The 15,299-nt window shown below is 63.1% G+C and carries 15 protein-coding genes and 1 tRNA gene; 12 read left to right on the forward strand and 4 right to left on the reverse strand.

The genetic code is table 11. The annotated features are described in order from the left end of the window. The first annotated feature begins 229 nt into the window (after nt 1-229). From ACN2XU_RS22960 to ACN2XU_RS22975, 4 genes are all read left to right on the forward strand, one after another. Complete coding sequence (locus tag ACN2XU_RS22960) at nt 230-2,401, forward strand: VapE domain-containing protein (RefSeq protein ID WP_419412690.1); 2,172 nt, start codon at nt 230-232, stop codon at nt 2,399-2,401. Between the two features lie 512 nt (nt 2,402-2,913). Continuing rightward, entirely contained in the window at nt 2,914-3,360 is a 447-nt protein-coding gene (locus ACN2XU_RS22965) for a hypothetical protein (protein ID WP_419412691.1), read from the forward strand. Between the two features lie 22 nt (nt 3,361-3,382). Beyond that, the gene (locus ACN2XU_RS22970) at nt 3,383-3,883 is read left to right on the forward strand and encodes a DUF1441 family protein (protein WP_419412692.1); all 501 of its coding nucleotides are present in this window, start codon (nt 3,383-3,385) and stop codon (nt 3,881-3,883) included. After that, entirely contained in the window at nt 3,876-5,645 is a 1,770-nt protein-coding gene (locus tag ACN2XU_RS22975) for a phage terminase large subunit family protein (protein WP_419412693.1), read from the forward strand. The genes ACN2XU_RS22970 and ACN2XU_RS22975 overlap by 8 nt, the downstream gene beginning before the upstream one ends. A gap of 242 nt (nt 5,646-5,887) precedes the next feature. Here the strand turns inward: ACN2XU_RS22975 and ACN2XU_RS22980 are convergent, their stop codons facing one another. Then, complete coding sequence (locus ACN2XU_RS22980; protein WP_419412694.1) at nt 5,888-6,733, reverse strand: hypothetical protein; 846 nt, start codon at nt 6,731-6,733, stop codon at nt 5,888-5,890. Between the two features lie 286 nt (nt 6,734-7,019). Between ACN2XU_RS22980 and ACN2XU_RS22985 the strand changes: the two genes are divergently transcribed. The 6 genes from ACN2XU_RS22985 (at nt 7,020) to ACN2XU_RS23010 (ending at nt 12,497) form a co-directional block, all read left to right on the forward strand. Continuing rightward, the gene (locus ACN2XU_RS22985; protein ID WP_419412695.1) at nt 7,020-7,562 is read left to right on the forward strand and encodes a hypothetical protein; all 543 of its coding nucleotides are present in this window, start codon (nt 7,020-7,022) and stop codon (nt 7,560-7,562) included. Nucleotides 7,563-7,566: 4 nt separating this feature from the next. Beyond that, on the forward strand, nt 7,567-8,946 hold the full coding sequence (locus tag ACN2XU_RS22990; protein WP_419412696.1) for a phage portal protein: 1,380 nt from the start codon (nt 7,567-7,569) through the stop codon (nt 8,944-8,946). Next, nucleotides 8,936-10,708 (forward strand): prohead protease/major capsid protein fusion protein, encoded by a 1,773-nt coding sequence (locus tag ACN2XU_RS22995; protein WP_419412697.1) that lies wholly within the window; start codon nt 8,936-8,938, stop codon nt 10,706-10,708. The genes ACN2XU_RS22990 and ACN2XU_RS22995 overlap by 11 nt, the downstream gene beginning before the upstream one ends. A gap of 1 nt (nt 10,709) precedes the next feature. Further along, complete coding sequence (locus ACN2XU_RS23000; RefSeq protein ID WP_419412698.1) at nt 10,710-10,925, forward strand: phage head-tail joining protein; 216 nt, start codon at nt 10,710-10,712, stop codon at nt 10,923-10,925. A gap of 1 nt (nt 10,926) precedes the next feature. Next, nucleotides 10,927-11,256: a DUF2190 family protein gene (locus ACN2XU_RS23005; RefSeq protein ID WP_419412699.1), complete on the forward strand. Its 330-nt coding sequence runs from the start codon at nt 10,927-10,929 to the stop codon at nt 11,254-11,256. 206 nt (nt 11,257-11,462) lie between these two features. Further along, entirely contained in the window at nt 11,463-12,497 is a 1,035-nt protein-coding gene (locus ACN2XU_RS23010) for a tyrosine-type recombinase/integrase (RefSeq protein ID WP_419412700.1), read from the forward strand. A gap of 58 nt (nt 12,498-12,555) precedes the next feature. Here ACN2XU_RS23010 and ACN2XU_RS23015 read toward each other — a convergent pair. Continuing rightward, nucleotides 12,556-12,631 (reverse strand) — tRNA-Trp (locus ACN2XU_RS23015). An 85-nt stretch (nt 12,632-12,716) separates the two neighbouring features. Continuing rightward, entirely contained in the window at nt 12,717-13,712 is a 996-nt protein-coding gene (locus tag ACN2XU_RS23020) for a zinc transporter ZntB (protein WP_419412701.1), read from the reverse strand. A gap of 505 nt (nt 13,713-14,217) precedes the next feature. On the opposite strand from ACN2XU_RS23020, the gene ACN2XU_RS23025 reads away from it, so the two are divergent. Both ACN2XU_RS23025 and ACN2XU_RS23030 read left to right on the forward strand, forming a co-directional pair. After that, nucleotides 14,218-14,448 carry a hypothetical protein gene (locus ACN2XU_RS23025; RefSeq protein WP_419412702.1) on the forward strand — a complete coding sequence of 77 codons (231 nt, stop codon included), beginning with the start codon at nt 14,218-14,220 and terminating at the stop codon, nt 14,446-14,448. 251 nt (nt 14,449-14,699) lie between these two features. After that, nucleotides 14,700-14,957 carry a hypothetical protein gene (locus ACN2XU_RS23030; RefSeq protein WP_419412703.1) on the forward strand — a complete coding sequence of 86 codons (258 nt, stop codon included), beginning with the start codon at nt 14,700-14,702 and terminating at the stop codon, nt 14,955-14,957. Between the two features lie 174 nt (nt 14,958-15,131). On the opposite strand, the gene ACN2XU_RS23035 is transcribed toward ACN2XU_RS23030, so the two are convergent. Further along, nucleotides 15,132-15,299, reverse strand: a 168-nt coding sequence (locus ACN2XU_RS23035) for an EF-Tu C-terminal domain-related protein (protein WP_500797241.1), incomplete at its 5' end; no start/stop codon positions are given.

Consider the following 15,299-nt stretch of genomic DNA (forward strand, 5'->3'; position numbering starts at 1 on the left):
CAGGGGCAGCAGGGTTCGAACCCGCGACCTACGGTTTTGGAGTCCGCGCCGTTTGGTTGAAAAGAAACACTTTTTCTCCCAATCAGACCGTTTTCGCCCCCTTTTGCATCAATGGGTTACGCGGAAACCGCCAACCGTAAATCTCTGATCTGGGAAAAGAAAAGCCCCCTGCCGGGACCAACGGCAAGGGGCTTCTATGCAATCCCACCACGAGAACAGGAAACTCACAATGCGGTATTCAGATACCACAAATGCAGTAACAGAACAAGCCTTCCCGCTGTCCGATCTGGGCTCCGTGCCTGTCTGGGCGGCTTGGGAAGAGGTGCGGCAGAAGGACAGGTGGAGCAAGCCTCCCAAGAGCCCGAAGACGGGCTATATGGCCAGCACGACCAAGCCGAAGACTTGGGGCACCAGAGCCGCCGCACAGCGCCGCTCCGACGCCTTCAAGACCGACCGGCCCAAGGGGCTGGGCATCATGCTGGCGGGCGTCCCGGACCTGCCGGGCTGGCGCGTCTGTGGTATAGACATGGACAGTTGCCGGAACCCGGAGACGGGTGAACTCACCTCTTGGGCCGCGCCCGTCCTCGACCGCTTCCAGAGCTATGCCGACGTGTCGCCCGGGCAGACCGGCGTTCATGTGCTCTTCCTCTGCCGGGACGCGGACGTTGAAGCGCTCCGGGAAGAGGGCCTGATACTGCCCGCCGCCGATGGCAGCCCGGGGGCGGGACGCGCCTTCGCCTTGCCGGGCAATCACAAGGAAATCGCGCTCTTCACCGAACGCAAGTTCCTGACCGTCACCTGCAACATGGTGAGCGACGGCGAAGAGCTCCGGCCCGTTGATCTGGACGCGCTCCGTTGGCTCTTGGGCGAGCACGGGCCGTCCTTGCAGGCCAAGGCCAGCGCCACCGGCAAGAATGGCAAGGACGTGTCGGGCAGCGGCGAAGCATGGCGCTTCCTCGAAAACCTCGCCCGTCTGGGCGATAGCGAAGAAGAAGCCCGGGAAGCGATTGCAGAGCATGACGGGGCCGCCGGGGAATGTTGGAGCCGCGTCAATGACCGGCAGCATGACCGGGCCGTTGAACGCGCCTTTGCCAAGGTGGCCCGGGAACGCGGCGCGTTGCTGGACCTGCTGACCGATGACGACACGCCCCCGGAGCCGCGCAAGTGGACGCTGGAAGCAATCGACGCGATGTTGGAGGGCAAGGAGGTGGTTCCCGCGAAGGCAGACTGGGGCACCCCGATCATGCGGGGCAACAGCCCCGTCATCAACCTGCACAACACCACGCTCTATCTGGGCCGGAACCTCGACTCCGTCCTGCCCGGGCTGGCTCACAACATGATGACGGGCCGGGACGAATGGCGCGACGGGCCGCTGACGGACGCCGCCGTGGCTCTTGCCCGCATAGCCCTTGAGCGGCTGGGCCTGCAAACCGTGGGCAAGGACTTGGTGGCCGACGCGGCTCAGACCGTGGCCCGGAAGCTGGCCTTTCACCCGATCCGGGACGACCTCCGGGCGCTCCGCTGGGACGGCAAGCCCCGGCTGGACTCGTGGCTGGTGCGCCATGCCGGTGCCGAAGACACGCCCTATTCCAGAGCCGTGGGGCGCAAGTTCCTCATCGCAATGGTGGCCCGGGTGATGCAGCCCGGGTGCAAGCATGACCACACGCTTGTCCTGTCCGGGCCGCAGGGGCAGAACAAGAGCACGGCTTGCCGTGTTCTCGCAGGGGCGAAGTATTTCAGCGACACGTTGCCCAGCATCACGGGGGACAGGACCGACGCAATCCGGCACCTCCAAGGCAAATGGCTGGTGGAGCTGGCGGAGCTGGCCCCGTCCCGGAAGAGCGAAACGGAAGACCTGAAAGCGTTTCTCTCCGGTGCCGTTGACCGGGTGCGGCTGCCCTATGCCCGCTATGACGAAACGTTCCCCCGCCAGTGCGTTTTCGTCGGCACGACGAATGAGGAACAGTTCCTCCGGGACGCCAGTGGCGGGCGGCGCTTCTGGCCCGTCACCGTGGGCAGGGTCATCGACATTGACGCGCTTGCCGCTGAGCGGGGCCAGCTCTTTGCCGAAGCCTTCGCGGCCTACAGCGACAGGGAGCCGTGGTGGCTGGACCGTGACTTTGAGGCGGAACATGCGAAGCCGGTGCAGGAGGCGGCACGGGAGTCCGATAGCTGGGCAGAGGACTTGGCCGCGTGGCTGGACTGCCCCCCGCACGATCTGAACGAAGAGGGCACCGTCAGGACGGAAGTCACCATCTCCGAGGTGCTGGGGGAAGCTCTGGGGCTCACCAGCGCACAGCAGCACCAAGGCCACCAGAAGCGGGCCGCCGCGATCATGCGCGATCTGGGGTGGGTGAAAATACGCACCCGGAGGGGCATGGTATGGCGCAGGGGGGAATGACCGTGGCTGTCGTGTTCATTGCCCAGAGGGAGAGTGTGAACCGTGTAAACCGTGCCGTGAACCGTAGGGTTCACACGGAAGCTACTGATTCCCAATAGGAAATCCGTTCCGCGAACCGTGTGAGCCGTATCAGAGCAAAAAGAGTCTTAGAGCGGAATAGCTCCCCCTTGGGCAGCGGGGGGCAAGGCTCTGGGGGGTTACAATGGCGTTTTACGGTTCACACGGTTCACGGAAAAGCCTTTATCAATATCTTTCAGTGGCTTAGGCGTGAACCGTCTATGGTTCATACGGTTCACACTCCCCCTTGGGCCGGGCGCTGGGGGGAGTGTGCCCCCGCGTGGGGGGATTGTTGGGTCCTTCCCGGGGGGCCGGGGTGCGGGGGGCGCGGAGCCCCGAGCTTTCACCCGTTGACGAAATTGCAGAAACGGAAAAACTCTTATTACTGCTATTACTACTTGAAAAACTATTACTGCTCCTCCACCTCCTTCATGCACGGTATGGAGGACCACCCGATGAAACTGACCCAGATCGAAATCGACTTCGACATCCACAAAATGATTGAGATGGAGCGGCGCAGCTTCGATGAACCGCCTTACGTGGCGCTGCGGCGACTCCTCAAACTGCCCGAAGCTGCTCCGGAAAACGACAATGCTGCTCAGGAGCTTGGGGAGGGACGACCGTTTGTTGAGGATGGCGTCACCATTCCGCATGGGTCGCGTGCGAAGATGGAATACCTACGTGGCGCGCAGCTCTACGAAGGCTTCTTTTTGGACGGAAAGCTCGTGGTGAATGGACAAGCCTTCACCGCGCTTTCGAGCGCAGCGTCGGAACTCGCCGTGACCAAAGATGGCAGCAAGACGAGTCTGAACGGCTGGAAATATTGGCAGGTCCAGTTCCCCGGTGAGTCCAAGTGGCACCTGATGTTCGACTTGCGGAAGAAACTTCACAGAGGACGCTGACTTGATGCGGCGAGGGTAATTGATGGGCTATACGCTGGAGGACGTGGACGCGATGATGGCGGCCCCAGATGAAGTGGAGGACTCCCCCGTGGTGAGTGCCGCCGAGCTGGGTGATTGGCTGGGGATTGCCCCCAACCGGATTCACGCGCTGGGGCGGGACGGCATCCTCCCCCGGGTGGACGGCACCCGCTATCCCCTCCGGGCCGCCGTGGTGGCTTATTGCGACCACGCCCGGGCGCTGGCACGGGGGAAACAGGTGGACGCGGAACTGGCGGCGGAAAAGCTCCGGCTGGCGAAGGCCAACGCTGAAAAGGTGGAGACCGCCAACGCCAAGCTCCGGGGGGAGCTGATCCCCGCCGCAGAGGTGGAACGGGAATGGGCCGCCGTCCTCCGGGGAGTCCGGGCCGCCATGCTGGCGGTGCCGTCCCGGGTGGCGCAGACCTCCGGGCACCTCACCCCGCACGACATTGCCGCGATAGACCGGGAAGTCCGGGACGCCTTGGAGGAATCCGCCCATGACTGACGCGCTCACCATCACCCGCCGCAACGCGCTCCGGGCGCTCACCCCGCCGCCGCGCCTCAGCCTGTCGGAATGGATCGAAACCCACATGCGGCTCCCCGAGGGCGTTTCCGCTCTGCCGGGCCGCGTGTCGCTCTGGCCCTATCAGCGCGAGATTGCCGACGCCATTTCCGACCCGACCCTTGAGCGGGTGACGCTGGTCAAGCCCGTCCGTGTGGGCTTCACGACCTTGCTCACCGGGGCGCTGGCGTCCTACGTCGCCAATGAGCCCGCCCCGATCTTGGCGCTTCTGCCAACTGAGGCCGATTGCCGGGACTACACCGTCTCCGACCTTGAGCCGATCTTTGAGGCCACCCCAGCCTTGCGCGGGCTCATCTCTGCCGACGCCGACGAGTCGGGCCGGTCAACCCTGCTGAGCCGACGCTTCCCGGGCGGAAGCCTCAAGATCATCGCCGCCAAGAGCCCCCGCAACCTCCGCCGCCACAATGTCCGCGTCCTGCTGATAGACGAAGCCGACGCGATGGAAGCGGGCGTAGAGGGCAGCCCGATCACTCTGGCGGAGCGGCGGACGCTGAGCTTCGCCAATCGCAAGATCATCTTGGGCAGCACCCCGACCCATGAGGCCACGTCCAACGTGCTCCGGGCCTATGCCCGTTCTGACCGGCGCGTCTATGAGGTGCCGTGCCCCGATTGCGGGCATCATCACGAAATCCAATGGGCCGATATTGTCTGGCCCGAAGGCGAACCCCAGAAGGCCGCCTACGTCTGCCCGGAGTGTGGCAGCGTAGTGGAAGAGCGGCACAAGGCGGAAATGGTCCAGAAGGGCCGCTGGCGGGCCACAGCGCCGCATGTGGAGGGCCACGCGGGCTTCCGGCTCAATGCCCTTGTCTCGACGCTGGCGAACGCCTCTTGGGGCAAGCTGGCGGCGGAGTTCGTGGAGGCTAAGAAGAGCCCGGACACGCTCCAAGTCTTCGTCAACACCATCTTGGCCCAAGGCTGGCGCGAGGCGGCGGAAGAGCTTGACGAAGCGGCCTTGGCCGCCCGGGCGGAACCCTTCGGACTGCCCGACGCGATCCCGGCGGACGTGCTCTTCGTGACCGCTGGCGTGGACGTGCAGCGTGACCGGCTGGAAGTGGTCTTTCTGGGCTGGGGCCGGGACGACATTTTCGTGCTGAGCCAATTCGTGATCTGGGGCAACCCGATGGCCGATGACGTTTGGGCGGAGCTGGACGACGCCTTGCGCACCATCTGGAAGCACCCCAAGGGCGGCATCCTCCGGGTGGACGCGGCGGCGGTGGACGCGGGCGACGGGGAGACGATGGACCGGGTTATCAACTATTGCCGCCCGCGCTCTGCCCGCCGCGTCTACGCGATCAAGGGGGCCGCCGGGAACCGTCCCGTGATCCGGGCCAGCGACACCAAGGGAAGCCGCCTCTTCATCGTGGGCGTGGACTCGGTCAAGGGCCAGCTCACCAACCGCCTGAGCCGGGGCAAGTCCGTCCGGTTCTCGGATAGCTTGGAGGGGCGGTTTTACGAAGAGCTGGCGTCCGAACGGCTGGTCATGCACTATGTAAGGGGCGCACCTGTGCGGCAATGGGAGCGGATTCCTGGGCGACGGGCGGAGAGCTTGGATTGCGTCGTCTACGCCGTAGCCGTCCGCGCGTTGGTCAACGCCAAGGTTGAACGCCGCGAAGAGGAAGTGAAGACTGCGACATTATCAAAGCACGCACCGCAAGTCGTTCGCTCTAAATGGCTGTCCGATTAGATTATGCAGAAGCTCGCGCCCACGATGACTGGAAAAAATGGCCGTGTGAAGACGAATGAAGCTCTCTCAGTCTCCGGGCAGCCTCTTCAGCAGTAATCTTGCCTTCGGCGTGTTCCTCGCGAATTTTCCGCGCCTCTTTTTTGATTTGATACAAATGCATTGATCGACTTGATCGAGGAGATTTTTCTACGAACTTTCCGCTTGACGCAGATTTTTTTTGAAGACCCGGCATCTTTCTCTCCCTAGAACTGCTCTTCTATATGGTTAATTAGAGGTTCCGTTGTAACCACCAGTTGGTCAGCAATGTTCCCATGGAACGCGTGTGGCCGATCACAGTCTATCGAGACAAAACCTTTGATCTTGCCGTTCCCAAGCGCCGTGATTGGCAAGATGACAATCGAACGATAGGTGCATGTGGACTGTGTAGGGCTGAAAAATGCCTCCTTTCCAAACGACCTCAAGTCTGGAACGACCCGAGGTTCGGGGCCTGCTTGGCAAGCAATGTGTCCCATCACCCTTTCCAAGTTCTTAAGCTTGCGCCCTGTCGGTCGCTCGTTACCCGGATTTCGGTGACGGATCTTCATACTGGTGGTGCTCTTCCCGTCATACAACGCCAAGCTAACAGAGATTGAGCGCTTTGGCGACTTTGTAATTTGCCTAGCGTAGGCTTCGATGACGCCCAGAGCCGCTGTCAGAGTGTCGTCTTTGTTCGCTGCAGGGGTAGCAGAGGACTTTACGGACGTAATCAGGTCTCCGATCCTCACCCACGCTTCAACCGAAGCTTGTTCAGCAGCGTTGTTCTTCCCTTTTGACCAGTTGTCCAGCACACTACTGGCTACAAACAAAAAGAACAGCACGCCGGTTGCGGTGGCGGCCTGTAGACCGGTGATCCTCTCATAAACGAAGAAGGCTAGCGAAGGAGCAGACGCTATCAGCCCAAACTTGGCAAGGAAGTGTGTGATGCCAAAAAACCGCAGTCCTCTAGGAATTTTGTTGTAATACCAAAACAGAACACTGTTTTTCAATTTCTGTAGCGAGCTCGGGTCTTCTTCGACCCACACCTTCACCCTGCGTTCAAATTTATTCAATTTGGTCTGCCTGTCATCTTTAGCGCAAACAAGCCTACCGCAAAGCAGGGGGGAGTTAAACAACCGCGCTGCGCAGTCCCTCATACATTTTCTGGGCTCAGGACAGACAGATAAAATGTGCTTTTGATGCGCAGACGGGGCGACGTGGTGCCGCCGCCCCGCCCGATTTTCGGAACAAGAGAAAATGACGCTTCTCGCCAAACGTCGAATACCCTTCTAGACGATTCCCACTTCCCTTACAACTCAAATTGAGTTATTGAGTCGAAAAGCCCGAAGGAGTCTCCTGATGTATGTGATCCGTGACGCGACCAACGCCTTCGCCACGCTCGACAAGACGCCGCCCGACGTGGTGGCATCGCTCGACAAGTCTTTGCGCAACCTGAGTCAGCGGGTCTACCTGCCTGCGGCTGGCCGGGAAGGCAGGGCCGACGCCTATACGCTTGAAGCGATCTGTACCCTTCGCCTGCTGCACAAGGCGTCTGTTTTCGGTCTGGACCGCTGGCAGCTCGAAAAGCTGGCGCAGTTTCTTCAGGTGGCGGACCCGATTGGCACGGGCCGCCGCGAGAAACTTGAGGGCCGCTCCCGCCTTCTGCCCCCCATCGAAGAGGCCATGCAGCGTGCCCGGGCCGGTGAATCGTTCTCTGTCGTCATCGCAATGCTGAGCGATGGCACGTGCAAGCTCCGCGCCGACTGGAAGCCCGACGAAGAGCCCGATGCGGCAGCCGAAGAGATTCTGGCCGCCTTTGGCGGCATGTTGCCCGAAGATGCCCGTTTCGTCCTGCCCGCATCCCGGCTCATTTCCGAGCTTCTGGCGGAGCTGGGGGCGTAATCCGATGGCGTGGCCCTTCTTTCCCAAGCTCTTCCGCCGCGCTGCGAAGCCTACCCATGTCCGCCGTTTCGACGGGGCCGGGCGCGGGCCGCGCTCTTACGGCATGGTCACGATGGGGCGCATCAACCCCGAGGTGGCGGCGGCTGGCGCGTCCCTTCGGAGCAAGGCCAGCTATCTCGCCATGAACAACGCATGGGTTGGGCAGGGCGTGGCGAACTGGGCCGGGGCTCTGGTGGGGCCGGGCATTGTGCCCACCCCGAAGCACCCCGACGCGGACACCCGGGCGGAGCTGACCGCCCATTTCAACCTCTGGGCCGACGAAGCCGACGCCGATGGCCGAACCGACTTCTGGGGCCTGCAAGCCGACATTGCGCGGGGGCTGGTCATCTGCGGCGAAGCCTTCGTCCAGATCATCACCACGGAAGCCGGGCCTAAGCTCCGGTTGATCCCGCCCGAGCTGGTAGACGAGTCGCTCACCCGCGAGCTGGCGGACGGGGCCTGCATCGTCCAGGGCGTGGAGTTCGACGCGGACGGCAACCGGGTGGCCTATCACGTCCTCCCCACCCGCCCCCATGACCAGTTCGCCAACTACGCCCCGCCCGTGCGCGTCCCGGCAGATGACATTCTCCACATCATGAAGCCGCTGGCGGCGGGACAGGTCCGGGGCGTGTCGTGGCTGGCCCCGGTCATCCTGCCCGCCTCCGAATTTGACCAGCTCTGTGACGCGCTCTTGGTGGGCGTGAAGGTCGCGGCGATGCACTCCGCCTTCCTTGTGGACATGAACGGCACGGCGGGCGAGCCCTATGACGGCACGGAGTCGGGCGGCATCATGGAGACCGGCCTTGAGCCCGGCACCATGAAGCGGCTGCCCACCGGCTATGATGTGAAATTCAACACGCCCGGGCAGACGCAGGAAATTGGCGCTTTCCTCCGCCTCAACCTGCAACAGCTTGCCGCCGGGCTGGGGCTGCCGGAGCACCTTCTTTCGGGCGATCTGACCGGGGCCAACTATTCCAGCCTCCGGGCTGGGCTTCTGCCCTTCCGGCAGCGGGTGGAGCAAATCCAATACGGAACGCTTGTGCCCCAGCTTCTCCGCCCGATCTGGCGGCGCGTCGTCACCTTTGGCGTCCTCTCTGGCGAGCTGGCGGCCCCTGACTTCGAGTCGAGCCCCCGGGCCTATCTGGCGGCGGAATGGCTGCCTCCGAAGCCGATGCAAGTTGATCCGCTCAAGGACGTGCAAGCGACCGTGGCGGAGCTGGAAGCCGGGCTGACCAGCCGCCGCAAAGCCGTGGCCGAACGGGGCTGGGCACTCGAAGACCTGGACTCGGAGATTGCCGCCGACCCGCACACCCCCAAGCCCAAGGAGGCCGACAATGCCGTTTGATCTGATGACGCGGCGGGCGGCCTTCCGTCCGTCTTCGCTCAACCGCGAAAACCGCACCGTCCGTGTGACCGTCTCGACCGGGGCCGCCGTCCAGCGGCGCGGCTATATCGAGCGGCTGACGCTGCCCGACCCGCAGACCATCGTGGGGCTGCCCGTGCTCAACACCCACCGGCAAGACGGGCTGGACAACCTTCTGGGCCGCGTGGTGGCGGCTGGCGCGGATGACGCGGGCCTCTGGGCTGACGTGCAAATCTCCGAGCGGGCCGATTGGCTCTTGGGCGAGATCGAAGCCGGAATCGTGACCAGCGCCAGTATTGGCTATCGCCAAGGCAAGGCCACTCGCTCCACCGACCCCGCAACCGGGCAGCCGGTGCGCACCATCACCCCCGAAATTTCGGAAATCTCTTTCGTCCCCGTGCCCGCTGACAAGGGTGCCACAATAAGGAGTAACCAAGTGGAAAACGACGAAATCACGGTGGATGAAAACGCCACCGAAACCCGCGAAGATGAGCGGACGCAGACCCGCGCCGCAATCCGTCAGATTGCCCGTTCCGCTGGCCTGACCAGCGAACAGGCAGACGACATGGTGGACCGTGAGCTGTCCATCACCGAAGCCCGGGCGGAAGCCTATGTGGCAATGCAGGACCGTGGTCGCACCACGCCGCGCATCCGCACGGCGGCCCGCGAGGCAGACAACCCCGCCACGGTCCTGCAACGTCGCTCCGATGCGCTCTATTCCCGCGTGTCGGGTGAGGCTCCGACCGAAGAGGCGCGGCCCTACATGACCGAGTCCTTGCGCGACATGGCGCGGGCTTGTGTGGAGGCCACCGGCACCAGCACCCGGGCGATGGACGCGGACCAGCTCTTCCGGGCCGCCATGCACACCACGTCCGACTTCCCCCAGCTTCTCACCAGCACCGGCAACCGGACGCTGGTGGCGGCCTATCAGGCGGCGCAGAGCCCGGTGAAGACGACGCTGGCGCGGCAATCGACCTTGGCCGACTTCCGGCCCGGGACTCGCCTGAAGCTCAGCGACATTGGCGCTCTGGGCAAGGTGAGCGAGTCGGGTGAGATCACCCACACCAGCCGGGCAGAGGCGTCCGAAACCTACGCGCTCGACACCTACGCCACCCAGTTCGCAATCAGCCGCAAGGCGCTCATCAACGACGATCTGGGCGCGTTCCGGGACTGGGGCGCGACGGCGGGCCGGATGGCGGCGGAGACGGAAGCCAACCTCCTGCTGAACCTGCTGCTGAGCAACCCGACAATGGGCGAAGACGGCGTGGCGCTCTTCCATGCCGACCACGGCAACCTTGCCAGCCCCGGCACGTCGCTGGGCAGCGTGGCGGACATCAACGCTCTGGACTTGGCCCGCCGGGCGATGCGCCAGATGAAGGCGCTGGACGGTGTGACCCCGATCAACGCCACGCCGCGCTTCCTGCTGGTCGGGCCGGAGCTCGAAACCCAAGCGGAACAGCTTCTCGCCAGCATCTACGCCGCGACCTATCAGGACGCCAACCCCTTCAGCGGGCGGCTGACGCTGCTGGTGGAGCCGCGCATCACCGATGAAAGCTGGTATCTCTTCGCGGACCCGGCTGTCTTGCCCGTGCTCGAATACAGCTATCTGAGCTCCGCTCAGGGGCCGCAGATGGCGTCCCGCGAAGGCTGGGACGTGCTGGGCATGGAGTTCCGCGTGGTGCTGGACTTCGGCTGCGGTGCCGTGGACTGGCGCGGGGCCTACCTCAACCCGGGTGACGCCTGAGATGGCGACCGTGGCTGAGCTCACCAAGATGCGGGCGGACCTCCATGCCGCCCGCATGACCGGGGCACGGGAGTTCCGCGACCAGAACGGCGAAACCGTCGTCTACAAGTCCGACTCCGAGATGGCCCGGGCGCTGGCGGCGCTCGACTCGGAAATCGCCGCTCTGACTTCCCGGCCCGCCCACACCATCCTCTTCCGAACCTCGAAAGGACTCTGAGATGAAGAACTATGTGCAGAAGGGTGAGAACATCACCGTGACCGCGACCGCCGCCGCCAGTTCCGGCGAAGGCGTCCTTGTGGGCAGCCTCTTCGGCATCGCCGCCGGGGACGCCGCCATTGGCGAAGACCTCGACCTTGTGACGGTGGGCGTCTTCACCATGCCCAAGGTGAGCACCGACGCCTTCACCGTGGGCGCTCCGGTCTACTGGGACGACTCCGCCGGGCTGGTCACGACCGACGACGACACCGGCACCAACCCGGAAATCGGGCTGGCCGTGACCGCCGCCGCCAACCCCAGCGGCACCGTCAACGTGCGGCTCAACGGCTGAGACGATGACCCGGCGTCCTTCGACCTTCCGGCAGGCTGACGTGGAGCGGGCGGTGAAGGCCGTCCGTTCCTCCGGGCTGCCCATTGAAGGGATCGAAGTGGCACCGGACGGCACAATCCGGGTTATGGTCGGGACCTCGCAGGGCGAGTCGCGTCCTGCTGCAACCCCGTTCGATGAATGGAAGGCAACACGCGATGCGAGTGCGAATGAAGGGAATCAACAGGGTAAGCAAGCGCCTCGCTGACGGCACCCGCGTTACCTACTATTACGCATGGAAGGGCGGCCCCCGCCTTCCGGGCAAGCTGGGCGACCCCGAGTTCGTCGCCGCATTTAACGAGGCCGTGGCCCAGAAGGCCAAGCAACCCACCGGGACGATTCAGGCGATCTTGAACGCTTATCAGGAGTCGCCGAAATTTACTGATCTGGCCCCGCGCACCCGTAAAGACTACGCAAAGCACATCCGCAAGATTGAAGCCGAGTTCGGCGACTTCCCCCTTTCCGCCTTGACCGACCGCCGCACCCGGGCGGAGTTCCTGCAATGGCGCGACCGGATGGCCGTAGCGTCCCGCAGACAGGCCGACTACGTTTTCGCCACCTTCGCGGCAATCATGGCTTGGGCGTTCGACCGGGGCCTGACCCTCGCAAACCCCTGCGAACGCCCGGGCAAGCTCTACCGTGCATCAAGGTCCGACGCGATCTGGACCGAAGCCGACGAAACCGCTCTTCTGAAGGTGGCACCGCCTCGCATCCGCCTCGCCTATCTTCTCGCTGTCTGGACGGGCCAGCGGCAGGGCGATCTTCTGCGGCTGACGTGGAACGCATATGATGGTTCGCATATCCGGCTGAAACAGGGCAAAACTGGCCGTCGCGTGGTCATCCCGGTGAGCGGCAGCCTGAAGGCGGCGCTCGACGCTGCCTCCAAGGACAAGCAGGCCGTTACGATCCTCACCACCACCAAGGGCACCGCTTGGACCGGCCACGGCTTCAGTGCGACGTGGCGCAAGACGCTCGCAAAGGCCAAGGTCACGGGCCTCACCTTCCACGACCTTCGGGGAACGGCTGTGACACGCCTTGCGCTTGCAGGGTGCAGCGAAGCCGAGATTGCAACCTTCACTGGGCATAGCCTTCGGGACGTGGCTGCTATCCTCGACGCCCACTATCTGAGCCGGGATTCGCGGCTGGCAGAATCGGCACTGAGCAAGAGGGAGGCGCACGAAGCGGGAACGAAAACTCCCAACTGAACGCCCAACCGCTCCAACGTAGTCGGTCCCATAGCGTCGATTCTCTCAAGAAAATCAATGGCAGGGGCAGCAGGGTTCGAACCCGCGACCTACGGTTTTGGAGACCGTCGCTCTACCAGCTGAGCTATACCCCTGTGGTGAGCGTCCGTTTAGGTTTTTCCGAAACGGGCGTCAATAGCTGATCCACGCGAAATTCCCCGCATCACGCAGCGCGCCGGTTCAGATCCAGCGCAGCTTGCGCAGGACAAGCAACTGCACGAACAAGACTGCCAGCAAACCACCGCTGAACACCCAGAACGCCCCCGGTGTGCCGGACCCGGGCAGACCCGCCACGTTGATCCCGAAAAGGCCGGTCAGGAACCCCAGCGGCAAGAACAACGCCGAAAGGATCGACAACAGGTACATGTTCCTGTTCAGCCGGTCCGAAAGCTGTCCCGTGAGTTCGTCCCGGACGAGTGCCATACGATCCCGCATCGCATCCGCATCCTCGACCACCCGCTCCAGCGCGTCCAGCTCTTCGGCAAGGGCCCGCAGGTCCTCATCTTCAAGCCATCCGGGATGCGCCGCCTGCAACATGCGCATGGCGTCGCGTTGTGGCTGCATATAGCGGCGCAGGATGATCGCCTGCCGCCGCAGATCCACCAGCCGCGCCCGCAGATCGTCCGGGGGCTGATCGCTAAGCACCTGCTCTTCCAGCGTGTCGGCGATCTCCTCCAATCCATTCCAGAAATCTTCGATCCGATAGTTCAGCCGTTCTGTCAGTCGAACAAGGAAGGCCGCCGCATCGACCGGCCCCTGCCCCATGGTCAGATCCTCCGCGATGTCCTTGATCGCGCGCACCTTGCGACGCGACAGGCTGATGATGCGATGCGGATCGATCCAAAGCCGCACGGACACCATATCCTCCGGGTCTTCACCGTCGTTGGTATTGATGCCACGCAGAATGACGATCAGCCCGTCACCGACCCGCGTCACGCGAGGGCGCGTCTCCTCGGCCACCAAGGCGTCAACGATGGTCGGGTCGAGGTAACTGAGGTTTTCGATGATCCATTGCGGCGCTTCGGGGTGGTGGGCGCTCAGATGCACCCAGGCCAGCGTGTCTTCGCGCAACAGGGTCGCCACTTCCCCCGTTTCGAGCGGGCGACCTGCGTCCGGACCCTCCAGAACATGGGAATAGGCGATCAGCGTTTCGGGCGCGGGAACCAGGTTTGTCATGCGTCAAGACTTACCCCATGCCTCCCGGCAGGCAATGAAATTGCGCGCCCCTCGACAGGAAAATGCCTCCGAAGTAGCGCGCCGCTTCGAAGTCACCGCACGCAGTAGCCAGTACACGGCCGCGAGTCGCGATCTGGTTCGCGCAACCCCCCGGAAATTCGATCACGACGCCGCGTGTTTCCTGACACATTCCACCTTTCTTGCCGAACACAAAACTGTGAAAGGGTCATGTCAAAGGCCGCATCCGAAGTGATTTCCCGCCGACAGAAACGCCCACGAGAACGCCAGACACCAAGCCCGGTTGAACCGCACCAAAACTGTTCATTGGCGCACAATTATCGTGGTAGCGCGCGAAATTTCAAGCAAACAAATCCGTGAACATGCTGATAACGTTTCGTGATTTCAACTTCTGCCCGGCGCACCATAACTACCTCTTTGTCGGAAGCAAAACCGACATCACATAAACCAAACCGGGAATGCCCCGGAAAACTCAAAAGGAAAAACCATGAAACGCACTATCGCACTCGCTCTCATCGCAGCTGCCGGATTTGCTGGCACCGCACAGGCAATCACCACCAGCCCGAGCGCCAACGATCTGCATGTGATCCGCAACTACGCGCCCCAGGCTGACTTGTCGGACCTGACCAAATCCGAAGCAAACGCCCTGCTCGCCATCATCAACTCCGGCGGTAGCGAAGGCAGCAAAACCTTCAAAGTGCGTTCGATGCTGCAGTGATCGATGCACCGCTTGCCACGCGCTTCCCTCCCGGGCGCGTGGCAACACCTCCTCGAAAAGGTCGCCAAACACTGGCGGCCTTTTCCGCGTTTTGGGCTCCGATCGCCGCCCCTTCTCGGAAGTCGCGCCACCCACTGCGGCCAAACCGCGACAGTTCATCCCGAACCGTCATCGAGGAGTGAGATTCCACGCATTTCGTGACACGATCCGTCTTTAGTGTTCACCCCACAAGACACCATGAAGGTTTCCAAATGAGACGCGTTTTCTTCCCGTTTGCCGTCGGCTTTTCGCTTGTCGCAAGTTTTGCTCACGCAGACATGCCGACCCAAGGCCAACTCCACATGATCCAGCTTTACGCTCCGCAGGCAGACCTGTCGTCACTGTCCCGCAAGCAGACCAACATGATCCTTTCCGTCATTCACTCCGGGCGCACGGAAGGCCGCAAGAACGCCATGGTGAAGACCTTTCTGCGCAAGTACGATATCGACCCGCGCGGCGATCGCTCCTGACGCCCGGCCCGTCGCGACCAGCGCCGCCCGGCAGGACCGGCCCACAGCACGGCCGTCCACCACCCAAAAAGAAAAAGGGCGCCTCCTTTCGGAGACGCCCTTCTCTTTTCTCAAGCGCGTGGGTTACGCGACAGCCTAGGACACAACCAATTTGGCGCGTCCCGGGATCACCGCTTAAGCGATGATCTTCGAAACCACACCCGAACCCACGGTGCGGCCGCCTTCGCGGATGGCGAAGCGCAGGCCGTCTTCCATGGCGATCGGCGCGATCAGCTCAACCGCGAACTTCAGGTTGTCGCCCGGCATCACCATCTCGGTGCCCTCGGGAAGCTCAACCGTGCC

This window comes from Pacificoceanicola niger (assembly GCF_048553275.1).
In the GTDB taxonomy this organism is placed as follows: domain Bacteria; phylum Pseudomonadota; class Alphaproteobacteria; order Rhodobacterales; family Rhodobacteraceae; genus Pacificoceanicola.

Bases quoted from the DNA above. Each gene is read 5' to 3' on its own strand.
- ACN2XU_RS22960 (WP_419412690.1), top strand. From the start codon at position 230: ATGCGGTATTCAGATACCACAAATGCAGTAACAGAACAAGCCTTCCCG.
- ACN2XU_RS22965 (WP_419412691.1), top strand. From the start codon at position 2,914: ATGAAACTGACCCAGATCGAAATCGACTTCGACATCCACAAAATGATT.
- ACN2XU_RS22970 (WP_419412692.1), top strand. From the start codon at position 3,383: ATGGGCTATACGCTGGAGGACGTGGACGCGATGATGGCGGCCCCAGAT.
- ACN2XU_RS22975 (WP_419412693.1), top strand. From the start codon at position 3,876: ATGACTGACGCGCTCACCATCACCCGCCGCAACGCGCTCCGGGCGCTC.
- ACN2XU_RS22985 (WP_419412695.1), top strand. From the start codon at position 7,020: ATGTATGTGATCCGTGACGCGACCAACGCCTTCGCCACGCTCGACAAG.
- ACN2XU_RS22990 (WP_419412696.1), top strand. From the start codon at position 7,567: ATGGCGTGGCCCTTCTTTCCCAAGCTCTTCCGCCGCGCTGCGAAGCCT.
- ACN2XU_RS22995 (WP_419412697.1), top strand. From the start codon at position 8,936: ATGCCGTTTGATCTGATGACGCGGCGGGCGGCCTTCCGTCCGTCTTCG.
- ACN2XU_RS23000 (WP_419412698.1), top strand. From the start codon at position 10,710: ATGGCGACCGTGGCTGAGCTCACCAAGATGCGGGCGGACCTCCATGCC.
- ACN2XU_RS23005 (WP_419412699.1), top strand. From the start codon at position 10,927: ATGAAGAACTATGTGCAGAAGGGTGAGAACATCACCGTGACCGCGACC.
- ACN2XU_RS23010 (WP_419412700.1), top strand. From the start codon at position 11,463: ATGAAGGGAATCAACAGGGTAAGCAAGCGCCTCGCTGACGGCACCCGC.
- ACN2XU_RS23020 (WP_419412701.1), bottom strand. From the start codon at position 13,712: ATGACAAACCTGGTTCCCGCGCCCGAAACGCTGATCGCCTATTCCCAT.
- ACN2XU_RS23025 (WP_419412702.1), top strand. From the start codon at position 14,218: ATGAAACGCACTATCGCACTCGCTCTCATCGCAGCTGCCGGATTTGCT.
- ACN2XU_RS23030 (WP_419412703.1), top strand. From the start codon at position 14,700: ATGAGACGCGTTTTCTTCCCGTTTGCCGTCGGCTTTTCGCTTGTCGCA.